The organism is Burkholderia pyrrocinia, assembly GCF_001028665.1.
Lineage (GTDB): Bacteria > Pseudomonadota > Gammaproteobacteria > Burkholderiales > Burkholderiaceae > Burkholderia > Burkholderia pyrrocinia.
Map to the genome: position 1 here is coordinate 63,544 of NZ_CP011505.1, position 14,064 is coordinate 77,607.

Below are 14,064 nucleotides of genomic sequence, written 5' to 3' on the forward strand. Positions count from 1 at the left end.
GCGCCGTGTGCCGAGGTTCCCTGCCTTCGCCGCGGCCATGCTCGACCGGCGCGAATGGAATGACCGGGGGAAGAAGCCGATACGCGCTACCTGGCGACGGACGGCTCTTGTTCCGGCAAGTGTTTGGATGGCGGAAGCGTGTCCTTGCCGGGCCCAGCAGTTTCATTGACGTCCTGCCGATAGCGGTGCACGTCGCGCGTGACGAAGCCGATCTCGCGGCTCGGAATCTCGAACCATTCGGGGTGTCCGAACGAACGGCGAATATCCTCGAGACCGCTCGCCCAATGCTCGCGCATTGTCTCCTTGCTGAATTCGTAGTCCTTGTAGTGCCCCTCGAACGACTTGTTCTTGTAGATCAGGTGCACGACATTCACCGCGCTGCCGTCCGCGGTTTTCTGCGCCTCCTGCAACAGCGGGTGCGCCAGCCGCACGTTTTCGGGGATGTGTTCGAGCAGTGCCTTGATCATCTGCGCGTGCTTCTGGTTCTGCGACATGAACGCGGTGATGGCTCGCGTGCGGCTCGAATACTGGATGTCCTTGGTGCGCTCGCTGACATCGAGGAAATCGCCCGGCAGCTTGCCTCGCGAGCTCCACAGGTCGATCTGGAACACGAGCGTGTCCTTGTGCTGGCTTTCCCGGATGATCTCGGTGAGCGGCGTGTTGGAAACCAGCCCGCCGTCCCAATAGAACTCACCGTCGATCTCGACGGCCGGAAAACCCGGCGGCAGCGCGCCGGAGGCGATGAAATGCTCCGGTGCCAGGCGCATTTTCGTATTGTCGAAATAGACGAGATTGCCCGTTCTCACGTTGACAGCGCCGACGGATACGCGAATGTTCCCGTCGTTGATGCGATCGAAGTTTGCATACCGGAGAAGCGTTTCACGCAACGCCGACGTGTCGTAATAGCTGACCTGGTCGGGGCGTTTCCGGCCGATCCCGGCGAACGGAACATGCATGCGCGGGGAGAAGAACCCGTTCTGACCTTCCATCAGCGTGCGCGTGGCGGCCCATGCGCTCGACCACTTGCGACCGATGTCTTCGAGCCCGGGCCACGCCGGCATGAACGCGCCGAAGTGCGAGAGCGCATCGGTCGGCTGACTGATGGTATTCCAGAAGCCGCGTAACGCTTCCGCTCGATCCGCGGGCGCATTGCCGGCGATGATCGCCGTATTCAGCGCACCGATCGATACCCCGGATATTCTCGTCGGCTCCACGCCGACTTCGGCCATGCCTTCGTATACGCCGGCCTGGTATGAGCCAAGTGCGCCGCCGCCCTGCAGCACGAGACCGATTTCGTCGTACGCGGGGAGATCGATGCGATGGGGTTGCTTCAGCTTGTTACGCTGGCTCGAATACATGGTTTTCTCCTTACTGCATGAACCAGCCGTGGCTGACGACGATCGATTGTCCGGTGAGCGCGTTCGATTCGACGCCGGCGAGGAATGCAACGGTGTTCGCGACATCGGCCAGCGACGTGAATTCGCCGTCGACCGTCTCCTTCAGCATCACGTCCTTCACGACCTGCTGTTCGGAGATTCCCAGCGCCTTCGCCTGTTCGGGGATCTGCTTGTCGACCAGCGGGGTCCGGACGAAGCCCGGGCACACGACATTGGCGCGCACGTTACGCGGCCCGCCTTCTTTCGCGACAACCCGCGCGAGACCGAGCAACCCGTGTTTCGCGGTCACGTAAGCCGACTTGAGCTGCGAGGCCTCGTGCGAATGCACCGAGCCCATGTAGATCACCGAGCCGCCCTTGTTCGACGCGTACATGTGCCGGATTGCAGCCCGGGTCGTCAGGAACGCACCGTCGAGGTGAATGGCGAGCATCTTCTTCCAGTCGGAAAATGCGTAGTCCTCGATCCGGTTGACGATCTGGATGCCCGCATTCGACACGAGCACGTCAATGCCGCCCAGCCGGTCCACCGTTTCGGCCACACCCGCGTCGACCGCTTCCTCGCTGGTTACGTCCATCGCGACCGCAAGCGCTTTCCCGCCGTCGGCAACGATATCGTCGGCGACCTTCCGCGCATTCGCGAGATTCAGATCCGCGATCACCACCGTTGCGCCGTCTTTCGCGAGCTTGCGCGCGCACACTTCGCCGATACCGCTTGCCGCACCTGTCACGAGTGCAACCTTGTCATGCATTGCCATATGTCCTCCGGGAGCTTACTGGTTGACTGCGAGTTTCAACGACTCGACAGGGGCGAGATAGTCATAAGCCACTTCGCCGATATCGAGTGTGAGATTTGCTATGACGTGACGCGCGCCGATCACCTTTCGAACCGGCAGGTCGGCGACCGATGCGAGCGCGTGGGGATGCAGTTCGAGCGCTGCAGGCCCCTCCCAGGCGCCGATCACGTCGACATCGCGCAGGAAGAAGCGCACGAGTTCGCAGATGCGAGCCGAGCCATCGACGTGCGGAATCACCTTGAGCAGATAGTTGGGCGTATCGGCGAGCTTGCGGCGCTCGGCCGTCGTGTCGAGCGCGCGATACTTGTAGCCCATCGTTCCGGTGGCGATGCGCTGCGTACCGTAGTCGAGCGTGCCGAGCAGGGTGTCCTTGCCGTCGATGCAGAGCTTCGGCGAAGCCAGTTTCTTGGGAAAGCCCCAGATTTCGCGTCCGGCTGCGATCGGGCCTTCGTCGTCCAGATACATCGCGTGCGTGAAGTTGGCCCGGTTGCCGTCCTCGTCGAGCACGGAGATCACCTGGCCGCTTTCCGTGTAGTCGCCGAACCCCGACGAATCGGGCATGCGGATGAACTCGTAATGGACGATTGCTTTGTCGACCGTCAGGGGCTCCGGGACGACGGCCCGAAGCGCGTCCATGTCCGTCTCGTACGAGATGATGAAGTACTCCCGGTTGATGAAGCGGAAGGGCGGACGCGGATACGCCGGATTGTGCACGGGCATCGCAAAGGCGCTGTTGCGGATATCTTCTTTTGTCACGGATCGTTCCTCGGTTGGTGAGGTGCTGCGTAACACTCGTCGCCACGGCTTTTGCTGCCGCGGCGGATGACGAGCGATCGCGCAAGGCAGTGAGGATTCGCTGCGCGCGTTCGCACGTTTTTCTCTCTTACGGTGTCGCGTCGTTTCCCGGATCGCATCGGGCAGCGTGAGCGGCCACCGTCAGGACCAAGCGTAGGCGATGTCGTCTTGCGGCAATAGTCCTGAACAGGACCTCACCGTGTTGTCTCGGCGACAACAATCAACGACAGGAGGGCAGATGCACAACGATGAAGCATGCCGGCGTGGACACCGCCCATTCCCTATAGCGCGATGACCGTCTGGCTCGACGGATCGCCGGCATGTTCTCCGAGCATATTCTTCAGATCGCGCTCGATCGAGTTGCACATCGTCGAGATGGGAACGTCGTTTGCGCCGCCCTCGAACGGATTTTCCGTGCTTTCCCCAACCTGCTCGAGCGACGTGTACATCCACGATACCGCGACGCTGCATGGCACGACCAGCCACACCATGTTGCCGTGCATGAAGCCGCTCACGCCGTCATTCAGCCTGTCGAATTCGTGAAGCAATCCGAATGGGAAGGAGAAGCAGAAGAACCTCACGAACAGCGAGCTGACCGTCGCATACTGGCGTGGATAGGGAAAGTTCTTGAAACGTTCCGATTTCGACTGGAGATCGATGAAATCGCCGACGAGCTTTTGAAGCTCCATATAGAAGCTTGAATTCAGGTGCCCCGCCCGGTGCAGCATCCTGAGCGAGCTCCCTTGCAGGTTCAGCACGCATGTCGGGATCGACGCGGAAGAAAGCGCTTGCGCGGTTTCGGATGGAGACAGATATTCCGGCAACAACTTGCCGAGATCCTTTTCCCACTCCGGAACACGATAGAACCGGCGATATTCCGCGTTGTAGCGTTTGCTCGTGCTTTCCCAGACAAGCGGTCGACGCAGGTCGTATCGCAGCGCGGTCAGCCACGCAAGGTGCCGGTACACCAGTTTCCGGGCAATCGCTTCATCTTCGACCAGATCGCGCGTGAGCTGGCCCCAGCGGCGGCTTTTGCTCAGGATGTCGGTCCAGATGTCCAGCGCGTCCATTGCCCTGTTGTACGTTTGAACGTTCTTGAAGCCGACGATGAACGACGTTGCCGTTCCAAGCAGCACCACGATCGTAAGGGGTACGGATAACCATGTAAATGAGAAGAGCTTGTACAGCACAACCGGTACGGAGCCGCAAATGAGAAGTTCGTAGATTTTCCAGCGAGTCCAGATCAGGAACTCGGAGAACTTGTACGATTTTCCAAGATGCATTTCTTGTGCCTCGGGATATTGACGGTGATGACGAAAGCGGTTTGCGGACAACGTGCGTGGCAGCGCGACTTTCCGCTCCGTGTGACCACGGCACGAGCGCTTCCCGGGCGCTGCGCATTCGGTCTTCGTGACGGATGGGCGGAAGATCTTCCGTTGCGCATGATGCCCGACACTTGATTCGGCGGAACAGGTTTGATTGGTGCCGAACAGGCAACACCATGAGCCCGATCGCAGGTCTACCGGGCCATGCGGCGCCGACCTACGATGACTTCGTGCGGCGCATTGCCGCGAACGACTCCGCCTGACACGCGTGTTCGCCGTCGCGTCGAGGAACCCGCGACGCGGCCTGTCGACCCTGTTCGGCTTCGCCTCGAAGTCACCGCGATCGCGATATTCCGCTCCGGCTATCGAGGCACGACTACCGTTGCCGCGGAACCGATGTTGTTCCGGACGCGCGGCAGCACGCGGCGCTCGTGAAGGCGCACCGAGTAACGAAGCAGGCACCCGTTGCATCGAGTTCGGTGCCTGCCGTCGATCCTGCAGTTTTCCAACCGAAGGCAAAAATCATGTCGCAGAAAATCTTGATCGTGGGTGCCGGCTTCGCCGGAGTGTGGGGTGCACTGGGTGCGGCTCGCGTGCTTGACAAGGCCGGCGTGGGAAGCGGTGACGTGGAAATCACGTTGATCTCCCCGAAACCCGAACTGCAGATCCGGCCGCGGCTGTACGAAAGCGAACCGCAACGGATGGCCGCACCGCTGCTGCCGCTGCTCGACGCTGTGGGCGTGAAGTTTGTCGGGGGCAGTGTCGAGGAGATTTCGGTTCGCGAGAAGACGCTCAGCGTTGCGCTGGCCGACGGACAAAAGCGTTTGCTGGCGTATGACCGGTTGCTGCTGACCAGCGGCAGCTCGTTGAGCAGGCCGCCGGTTCCGGGGCTGGCGGAACACGCGTTCTCGGTCGATTGTATTGAAGACGCGGTCGCGCTCGATGCGCATTTCGCCGCGCTGGCGAAGCTGCCGGATTCTCCGGCACGCAATACCGTCGCCGTTGTCGGCTGCGGCTTCACGGGTATCGAGGTCGCCACTGAATTGCCGAAGCGCTTGCGCGAGTGGTTTGGCGCCGACGTTGCGAGTCGAGTCGTCGTGATCGGCGCGCAGGACGACATTGGTCCCGATCTTGGCCCCAATCCTCGGCCGTACGTATCGGAAGCCTTCGACGCGCTGGGCATCGAGACCGTACTCGGATCGCGCGTCGTGTCGGTCGGCGCAGACGGCGTTCGCACCGCGTCGGGCACCCATGTCGAAGCGATGACCGTGATCTGGGCCGGCGGGATGCGCGCGAGTTCACTGACGGCGCAAGTCTCGTCGCAGCTTGACCCGCTCGGGCGGGTCGAGGTGACCTCCGATCTTCGCGTGGCGGAAGCCCCCCACGTGTTCGTGGCGGGAGATGTGGCGCGCGCCCGGAGCGACGATGACGGGCACTATGCATTGATGTCCTGTCAACACGCGATCGTGATGGGGCAATTCGGCGGGCACAACGTCGCCGCGGATCTGATCGGGGAGGCCACGCTGGCATACCGGCAGCCGTTCTATGCGACCTGCCTCGACCTTGGAGAATGGGGCGCGGTTTACTCGGAAGGCTGGGATCGTCAGATCAAGCTGACGCACGCGGAAGGAAAGGAGCGCAAACAGATGATCAACACGCAGTGGATCTACCCGCCGGCGCCGAATCGTACCGAAGCGTTGGCAGCGGGTAACCCGCAAGCGTCGGTCGGCTGACCGATTCGCGCCGCCTGACTTGTGGCGAGATGCGCAGCGAGTCAGGCGGCCGGCGGCCGTGAGCGTCTTCGACAAATAGCCGCGCCGCCCGCCGCACGACGGGCGGCGAGTCAGTCGACGACGGTCACGATATTGACCGACCCCTGCCTGGCCATCTTTACGTACGGGCACAAGCGTTCCGCAGCTCGAACCATCTCTTCCGCCGTGCTTCGGTCTACACCAGGCATCCGGACCCGCACATCGATGACCAGTGCATAGCCGCCATCCATCGGATCGCGGCCAAACGTGACTTGCACCTCCACGGCAGTGTCGGTGATCTCCACTGCCGCGCGCTTCTCGATCAGGTTCAGCGCCCCATGGAAGCACGCGGCAAAACCCGCGGCGAACAGTTGTTCGGGATTGGTGCCGTTGCCGGGCCCGCCGAACTCGGCGGGCAGCCGCAGATCCACGGCAAGATTCCCGTCATCCGAACGCGCCACGCCGGATGCGCGGCCGTGCCCCGTCTCGCCGCCGGAAACCGTGACAGTCGTCGTATAGAGGGGATGGAAATCCCTGCCGCGATACCGGTCGAGGAGGGAAAGCGAGGGGGCTTGCAGCTTCTTGTCGTGCATGATGCATTCTCGTGTTCAAGGACGCGCGTTCCGATCCCGGTCGATTGATTCGTCGAAGTCGTCTTGCGAAGGCGGGCCGCACTGCCCGGGCAGACATCGTCTTCGGGAAATGGCATGGAACGAACGGTCATATCAGGAATGCGGCAATCTCGTGGTTCAGCCCGATTCCTGGTGAGTCCGCAGGACAAAGCCGCCCCCATGCTAAAGGAGTACGCGTGGCGGCGATATGGCTGCCGACGGAGACATGATGTTTCCCGTTCGACACCAATCCGGACCGGCAGTATCTGGCTGTCGCCGGTGCGCTTCATGATGGCCGGTGCGCCGATCCTGCTTGCCGCCGGGCCCGGCAAAACGCGGCTGCGGGCTCGTACCGCCGAGTGCGACGGTCGCGTGCCGGGCTTCAGCGATCCACGCACGCGCGCAGCGTTTGCGCGAGGCGGCGCGCTTCGCCCGCATCGGCGATGTTCGCGAAGCCGATGATGAGGCCGCGCGGCGTTTGCCGCGTGCGGCTGTTCGTATACCAGATGGACAGCGGCAAGATCGCGAGCCCCGCGTCGCGGGCACGCGCGGCCACGGCGACGTCGTCGACCGGGCCGTCGGGCCCCTCGGGGAACTGCACCGCGAACTGGATGCCGCCGACTGGCAATTCGACGATCAGCCGCTCGCCGAACGCCTGCTGCAACGCGTCCACGATCAGCGTGCGGCGCTCGCCGTACAGTGCGCGCATCCGCTTCAGATGGCGGGCAAAGTGCCCCTGTTCGATGAAATCCGCCATGGCCGCCTGCAGAAGCGTCGGCGAGCCGGCGTTCATGCTGCTCGCGACCCGTTCGACGCGCTCCACGGCACGCTCGGGCACGACCGCGTACGCAAGCCGCAAACCCGGATACATCGCCTTGCTGAACGTGCTGCAATAGATCACGTGATCCCGCCGGTCGAGACTTTTCAACGCCGGCAGCGGGCGGCCCAGATAGCGAAACTCGCTGTCGTAGTCGTCCTCGACGATCCAGCCGGACGCCTTTTCGGCCCAATCCAGCAGGGCGATGCGTCGGGCAAGCGACAGCGTATGCCCGAGCGGGCTCTGATGCGACGGCGTCACCAGCGCGAAGCGTGCCCGCGCGTCCAGCTGCATCGCGCGCTCGACGTCGATCCCTTCGGCGTCCACCGGCACCGGCACGAGCTGTACACCGGTCTCGGACAGAAAGCCGCGTGCGAGCAGATAGCCGGGATCCTCGAACCATACACGGTCGTTCGGACGCGCGAGGCTGCGCAGCACGAGTTCCAGCGTCGCGCGGTAGCCGCCGGTGATGAACACCTGTTCCGGCACGCAGGTGACGCCGCGCGACAGGGTCAGATAGGTGGCGATGTGCTCGCGCAGCGGCCGGTAACCCAGCGGATTCGGGTAGCCGAGCATCGCGCGGTCGCTGCTGCGCGCGTGCAGCGACACGAGCCGGTGCCATACCTTGCGCGGAAATGCGTCGAGCGCCGGGACCCCGGGTTGCAACGGGCGCGGCTCGCCGCTCATCGCGACGGCGATCGGCTGCGGGCGCGACGGAGCCTGACTGCCGGGCGGCACGCCCGACGCCCGTTGCGAGCCGGCGTCCGCGGCGCACGGTGCCTGTTCGACGCCACGCGCGGGCAGCGAACCCGTCAGCGATATCGGCAGGGACGGCGACACGAACGTGCCTGCCGCGCCGCGCATTTGCAGATAGCCCTCGTCGACCAGGATCATGTATGCCTGTTCGACGGTGCCGCGCGCGGTGTTCAGCTGGGTCGCCAGGCCGCGCAGCGCGGGCACGCGATCGCCGGGACGCAGATGGCCCGCGGCGATCGCGGTTCTGAACCGCTCGCAAATCTGCAGATAGACCGGCAACTGATGGTGCCGGTCGATTTCGATGCGCAGGGTGGGCGTTGACGCGGACATCATGGCCTTGTGGGTGACCGGAACGGATACGGTATGGACTAGTTGTATCGACGATTCTTGGCTCTTATCGATAGGACATGATTCTTCCACAATTGCGCCATGCGATGTGACGGGTATGACCTGCTTCGTCGGAGACGGCGCCCGTCACGCACCCCGCGCATTCGAATGAAATCCTTTCGTCAGGAGATTTGCGATGAAGATCGTTGTCATCGGCGGTTCGGGCCTGATCGGCTCGCGGGTCGTCACGCTGCTGGGCGAAGCGGGCCATCAGGCGCTTGCCGCATCGCCGCGCACCGGCGTCAACAGCATCACGGGCGAAGGCCTGACCGATGCGTTGATGGACGCGGACGTCGTCGTGGACGTGGCGAATGCGCCGTCATGGGAACCGCAGGCGGTGCTGGACTTCTTCCGCACGTCGGCACGCAATCTCGGCAGGGCCGAAGTGGCCGCGGGCGTGCGCCATCACGTTGCGTTGTCGATCGTCGGCTGCGACCGGATGCCGGAGAACGGTTATTTCGCCGCCAAGGTCGCGCAGGAGCAGGCGATCGAAACAGCGGGCGTACCGTACACGATCGTGCGCGCCACGCAATTCATGGAGTTCATCGGCGGTATTGCGGATTTCGGCACGGACGGCGGTACGGTCCGCGTCGGCGACGGGCTGTTTCAGCCGATCGCCGCGGAAGACGTCTCGGCGCTCCTCGCACAGATCGCGCTTGCCGGGCCGCTGAACGGCACGGTCGAGATCGCGGGCCCGGACCGCGCGCCGTTCGCGGAGATCGTCGCGCGCTATCTGAAGTCGGTAGGCGACACGCGCCCGGTCGTGACCGATCGCGACGCCCGCTACTACGGCGGCCGCGTCGAGGAAAAATCGCTCGTGCCGCTCGGGAATGCGCGACTCGGCCGCATCAGTCTCGACCAGTGGCTTGCAAGCAAGTGATTCGCGCCGGCACGTGCGGCGGTTCGCCGGCGCAGGCCGGCGAAGACCAATCGCGATGAGCGGTATCTGGGGGCAGCGGAAATGAATCAAACGGATATATCGGAGCAAGGCGTTCGGCGCGACTTGCCAGGTTGCGCCGACGCATTGTCGGCGAGCTTCGGTGCAAGCTATGCGGGCATCCTTGCGTTCGTCGCGGTGGCGAGCGAGGGGAGTTTCACCAAGGCAGCCGAACGTCTGGGCGTCGGCCGGCCGGCCGTGAGCCGGAATGTCCAGAAGCTGGAAGCGCAGTTGAGTACGCGGCTGTTCCAGCGGACCACGCGCATGACCGAACTGACTTGCGAAGGCCAGCGATTCTTCGAGAACTGCCACCAGGGCGTCGCGCAGATCGTCGAAGCCATGAACGACATGCTGGAACTGCGGCAGGGGCCGCCACGCGGCCTCATTCGTATCAGTTCGGCGGTGGGATTCGGCAGGAAAGTCGTGGCGCCGTTGCTTGAAACGTTTGCGCGGGCCTACCCCGACATCGTCATCGACCTGCTGCTCGACGACCGGCCGATCGACCTGGTGTCGGAGCGGATCGACGTGTCGTTCCGCAACGGGCGCATCGAGGACTCCAGCATCATTGCGCGGCAACTGATTCCGATGCAGATGGCGCTCTGCGCGGCGCCGTCGTATGTGGCCAGGCACGGCCTTCCGAAGCATCTGGACGATCTGGCCCGGCACGAGTGCATCAATTTCCGTCTTGCCAGCGGTCGCGTATTCGAATGGGAATTCAATGTCGACGGCCGCCTGCAAAAGTACCTGCCGACGTCCCGCCTCACGTTCAACGACTCGGATCTGGTGTTGCGCGCGGTTCTGAACGGATCGGGCATTGCGCAGATGGCGGGCTATCAGATTCGCGACCATATCGCATCGAACGAGCTCGTTGTCGCGCTGGCGCAGCATGTGCCGGACGATCGCGGCCACTATATCTGCTATCTCAGCCGGCAACATCTTCCGACGCGCATTCGTATCTTCATCGACTTCATGACCGAACAGATACGCGCACTCGACCTGAACTGCATGACGCGGTTCAATCCGGATATCGCGGCTGCCCCGTCGGCGGGATTGGTGGCGTGAAGCGTGCGTGAGGAGTCGTTCCGGCGCCGTCCGCAAAATCAACGGGTCGATCGGCCGCTGGCTCGACATGGCGGCGTCGCGCATCGCTGAAGAACGGATTACTACGGCTCGCGAGGCGACATCGCTGCGCCGACCGGCCATTTCCATCGATGTCTGTCGATACGAATCGACACCCGGCGCCAGCCTGAATGCCGAAGGCCCCCCTGTGATGGCACATCGCTTTCCCTATGTGACGCCATCGAATCCCGAGAATTGAAGCGATTTGTGCGACGATTCACCGTGAATCGCTTACACAGCCAACGCCGTACCCAAATTCCAAACAATTTTGCGCTCGCAACTGCGGACGCCTGACGGCGTCCGCGCTTGCACAGGCGTCCGTCCCTTTTTAGTATGAGGAAACCACGCCCGGGCCGGGCGCGCACGTTCACGCAACTAGGAGACCCATGCATCCCCGATCGGCCGCCCCCTATTCCATCGTGGTGATAGGCATTCTGATTGCCTGCGCACTGATGGGCCTGTGCGTGTTGCAGCTGTTCCAGAGCCGCCACGACGCGCTCGACCGTGCCGGCGAAACCTCGCGCAATCTCGGCCTGGTGGCCGAGCGCGACATCGAGCGCAATTTCGAGCTCTACGATCTGTCCTTGCAGGCGGTGATTCAGGGCCTGCAACGCCCCGACGTGATGACTGCTTCGCCGGCCTTGCGGCGTGCCGTGTTGTTCGACAACGCGATGACCGCGCAATTTCTCGGCTCGATGCTGGTGCTGGATGCGAGCGGCAACATCATCCTGGATTCGGCCAACGACGTGCCGCGACAGGGCAATTTCGCCGATCGCAAGTACTTCACCATCCACCGCGACAATCCGAACGCAGGGCTCTACGTCAGCGACCCGTTCGCATCGCGCCTGCGCAGCGGCATGCTCAGCATTGCGCTGTCGCGGCGAATCTCGAACCCGGACGGCTCGTTCGCCGGCATCGCGATCATTGCGGTCAACCTTGAATATTTCCACCAATTGTTCGCCGGCCTGTCGCTGGGGCAGCATGGGTCGATCTCGCTGATCGGCAACGACGGCATCATGGTGATGCGCCAGCCGTACGACGTGCACACGATTGGCCGCGATCTCAGCAAGGCGGCAACCTTTCGGCGGTTCCAGACGGCGCCAGATGGCACGTTCCTGGAAACGTCATCGATCGACGGCGTGCGCCGCCTCTACTACTTCAGGCACCTGCCGAAGCTGCCGCTGATCATCATGGTCGCGGAAGCCGAGCAAGACATCTATGCAGCGTGGCGGCACCGCGCAACGACGATCGGTGCGCTGGTGGCGACCTTCGGCGCCGCCTTCATCGCGTTGTCCGTCATGCTCGGCGCACAACTGCGGCGCCGGATGCGTGCGGAGTCCGAGCTTGTGCTGCTGGCGCGCACCGATGGTCTCACCGGCCTCAACAATCGCCGCAGCTTCGGGGAAGTGCTGGACCGCGAATGGCGGCGTGCGCGGCGCGCGCATTCCGTGTTCTCGCTGTTGTTCGTCGATGTCGATCGCTTCAAGGCCTACAACGACACCTACGGCCATCAGGCCGGGGACGACGCGCTGGCGGCGGTCGCGCGCTGTATCGGCGAGAACATCCGCCGGCCGGCCGATACCGCGGCCCGCTACGGCGGCGAGGAATTCGTGGTGCTGCTGCCGGATACGCCGCAGACGGGAGCGGCCCAGATTGCCGAGAGGATTCGTGCGGCGATCGACGAACTGGCACTCGAGCATGCCGGCAGCGAATACGGGCGCGTCACCGCCAGCATTGGCCTGGCGAGCTGGACGCCGGACCAGGATGGCGAGGCCGGCGCGGTGATCAAGGCGGCCGACGAGGCGTTGTATTACGCGAAGGCGACTGGCCGCAACAAGGTTGCAGCCCTTCAGCCCACCGACTCACCGCAGTCGGCCTGACCCCCGGGTTCCATGACGAGAGCGGTACGACATCGTGGCAGGGCCGGTCTTCCGCATCGGCAGGTTACGCGACGGCGTACCGGCGTCATCTCACGCCGTACACGGATTCCGCCGGATCGCATGCATCGTTGCGGCTTTCGTCACAACAGGCAGACCCGGCGCAGGGTGACCGTTCTCCGATAGACGGATTTATCGAGCCACGGCACGAACACATACTCGTCGTATGCGTCGCAACCGATCAGAATCCAGTGGGACAGAACGTTGGACATGATGGTCTCCTTGATTCCGCTCGTTTCGATGCGAAGGGTGCCGACGCGTCGCGATCGTCATCCGTCGTGCTCACACACCGTATACCCGGCGAGCATGGCGCCTATTCCCGAAACCGCGCGATGCACTTCATGCGCGGGATGTCGCGCGTCGCCGGAATAAACGGGCCCGCTCCTTGGTATGCGGATCAAGCACCGGACGCATCGAGGGGGAGGCGCCAATGAACGGCAAGGAGAGGCAAACCCGGGGCATTCCGGGCCGATCGCGGCGCGATCGCGAGGGTGCCCCGAAGGTGAACGAGGCATCGCGGTCATCGTCGCTCCAGGAGCGCGTCGGCATGCGTCCACCGTCGCGCAGCCGCGCGCCGCGTCCCGCGCAGCACGTGATCGACGCCGATGCAGATGCCGGCAAGCCGGCGTCGGCGCACGACGGGATGCACAAGGCCGCGCGAAGGCTGCAACTCGGTTCCGGCATCCTGCTGTGGCTCTATATTTCCATTCATATGGTCAATCACGCGCTCGGCATCTGGTCGATCGAGATCGCCGAGCGTGGACTGCACCTGGCCATCGCGATCTGGCAAAGCGCGCCCGGCACGATCCTGCTGTATGGCGCGGCCGGCCTGCATTTCGCGCTGGCGATCCGCACCATCTACGGCCGTCAACACTGGACGCTGCCGCCCGCCGAATGGCTCCGTCTCTGGGCGGGGCTGAGCCTGCCCATGCTGTTGATACGCCACGTCGTCGGGACCCGGGTTGCGACCTCGTTCTACGGTTTCGAGCCGAACTACGAACGAGTCATCGCGTCGCTCCTCACGAGCGGCACGCAGGGCCTGCAGATCGCGCTGCTCGCACCGGGTTGGGTGCACGGCAGTCTCGGGATGTGGTTTCATTTGCGCCGCCATGCATTGTTTCGGCGTGCCAAGTTTGTGCTGCTGGCCATGCTCGTCCTGCTGCCTGTGCTGTCGGCGGCGGGATTCGTGCAGATGACGCGCGCGATCGTGCCGGGAAGTCTCGCCGTACCGGCACCCGACGCGGCGCTGGTTGCGCACCGCGCCGCGCTCGACAGTTGGCGACATCTCCTGGTCGCCGGTTATCTGTCGTTGATTGCGGCTGCATTCGCCGGCGGTCAGTTGCGAAACAGGCTCTTCAGCGGCGGTTCCCGCGATCCATCCCGCGAGCAGCGGCGAACGGACGCATGAACGCCGCGCGCCCGCTCGCGGTTTGCGGTTC

At 63.7% G+C, this 14,064-nt stretch carries 13 protein-coding genes; 6 read left to right on the forward strand and 7 right to left on the reverse strand.

Annotated features, from left to right (window positions below; translation table 11 throughout):
- Window positions 1-86 precede the first annotated feature (86 nt).
- The 4 genes from ABD05_RS30590 to ABD05_RS30605 all read right to left on the reverse strand — a co-directional run bounded on the left by ABD05_RS30590 (window position 87) and on the right by ABD05_RS30605 (window position 4,268).
- Window positions 87-1,358, reverse strand: a complete 1,272-nt coding sequence (locus tag ABD05_RS30590; protein ID WP_047903942.1) for a DUF3734 domain-containing protein — start codon at window positions 1,356-1,358, stop codon at window positions 87-89.
- Window positions 1,359-1,368: 10 nt separating this feature from the next.
- Window positions 1,369-2,151, reverse strand: a complete 783-nt coding sequence (locus ABD05_RS30595) for a 3-hydroxybutyrate dehydrogenase (RefSeq protein ID WP_047903943.1) — start codon at window positions 2,149-2,151, stop codon at window positions 1,369-1,371.
- A 15-nt stretch (window positions 2,152-2,166) separates the two neighbouring features.
- Window positions 2,167-2,946, reverse strand: coding sequence for an acetoacetate decarboxylase (locus ABD05_RS30600; RefSeq protein ID WP_082146293.1), 780 nt, complete (start codon window positions 2,944-2,946; stop codon window positions 2,167-2,169).
- A gap of 320 nt (window positions 2,947-3,266) precedes the next feature.
- Entirely contained in the window at window positions 3,267-4,268 is a 1,002-nt protein-coding gene (locus ABD05_RS30605) for a bestrophin family protein (RefSeq protein WP_047903945.1), read from the reverse strand.
- A 566-nt stretch (window positions 4,269-4,834) separates the two neighbouring features.
- On the opposite strand from ABD05_RS30605, the gene ABD05_RS30610 reads away from it, so the two are divergent.
- Window positions 4,835-6,043, forward strand: a complete 1,209-nt coding sequence (locus ABD05_RS30610) for an NAD(P)/FAD-dependent oxidoreductase (RefSeq protein WP_047903946.1) — start codon at window positions 4,835-4,837, stop codon at window positions 6,041-6,043.
- Window positions 6,044-6,153: 110 nt separating this feature from the next.
- Here the strand turns inward: ABD05_RS30610 and ABD05_RS30615 are convergent, their stop codons facing one another.
- On the reverse strand, window positions 6,154-6,654 hold the full coding sequence (locus ABD05_RS30615) for an Ohr family peroxiredoxin (protein WP_047903947.1): 501 nt from the start codon (window positions 6,652-6,654) through the stop codon (window positions 6,154-6,156).
- Window positions 6,655-7,054: 400 nt separating this feature from the next.
- Entirely contained in the window at window positions 7,055-8,575 is a 1,521-nt protein-coding gene (gene pdxR, locus ABD05_RS30620; protein ID WP_047904613.1) for a MocR-like pyridoxine biosynthesis transcription factor PdxR, read from the reverse strand.
- Between the two features lie 193 nt (window positions 8,576-8,768).
- On the opposite strand from pdxR, the gene ABD05_RS30625 reads away from it, so the two are divergent.
- The 4 genes from ABD05_RS30625 to ABD05_RS30635 all read left to right on the forward strand — a co-directional run bounded on the left by ABD05_RS30625 (window position 8,769) and on the right by ABD05_RS30635 (window position 12,568).
- Window positions 8,769-9,512, forward strand: a complete 744-nt coding sequence (locus ABD05_RS30625) for an SDR family oxidoreductase (RefSeq protein WP_047903948.1) — start codon at window positions 8,769-8,771, stop codon at window positions 9,510-9,512.
- An 81-nt stretch (window positions 9,513-9,593) separates the two neighbouring features.
- Complete coding sequence (locus ABD05_RS30630; RefSeq protein ID WP_047903949.1) at window positions 9,594-10,631, forward strand: LysR family transcriptional regulator; 1,038 nt, start codon at window positions 9,594-9,596, stop codon at window positions 10,629-10,631.
- Window positions 10,632-10,638: 7 nt separating this feature from the next.
- Entirely contained in the window at window positions 10,639-10,887 is a 249-nt protein-coding gene (locus tag ABD05_RS38080; protein ID WP_141685166.1) for a hypothetical protein, read from the forward strand.
- 187 nt (window positions 10,888-11,074) lie between these two features.
- Window positions 11,075-12,568 carry a sensor domain-containing diguanylate cyclase gene (locus ABD05_RS30635; protein WP_047903950.1) on the forward strand — a complete coding sequence of 498 codons (1,494 nt, stop codon included), beginning with the start codon at window positions 11,075-11,077 and terminating at the stop codon, window positions 12,566-12,568.
- A gap of 140 nt (window positions 12,569-12,708) precedes the next feature.
- On the opposite strand, the gene ABD05_RS39345 is transcribed toward ABD05_RS30635, so the two are convergent.
- A complete protein-coding gene (locus tag ABD05_RS39345) occupies window positions 12,709-12,837 on the reverse strand; it encodes a hypothetical protein (protein WP_258170546.1) in 129 nt (42 codons plus the stop codon).
- A 218-nt stretch (window positions 12,838-13,055) separates the two neighbouring features.
- On the opposite strand from ABD05_RS39345, the gene ABD05_RS30640 reads away from it, so the two are divergent.
- Window positions 13,056-14,033: a hypothetical protein gene (locus ABD05_RS30640; RefSeq protein ID WP_338012476.1), complete on the forward strand. Its 978-nt coding sequence runs from the start codon at window positions 13,056-13,058 to the stop codon at window positions 14,031-14,033.
- Window positions 14,034-14,064: the final 31 nt, after the last annotated feature.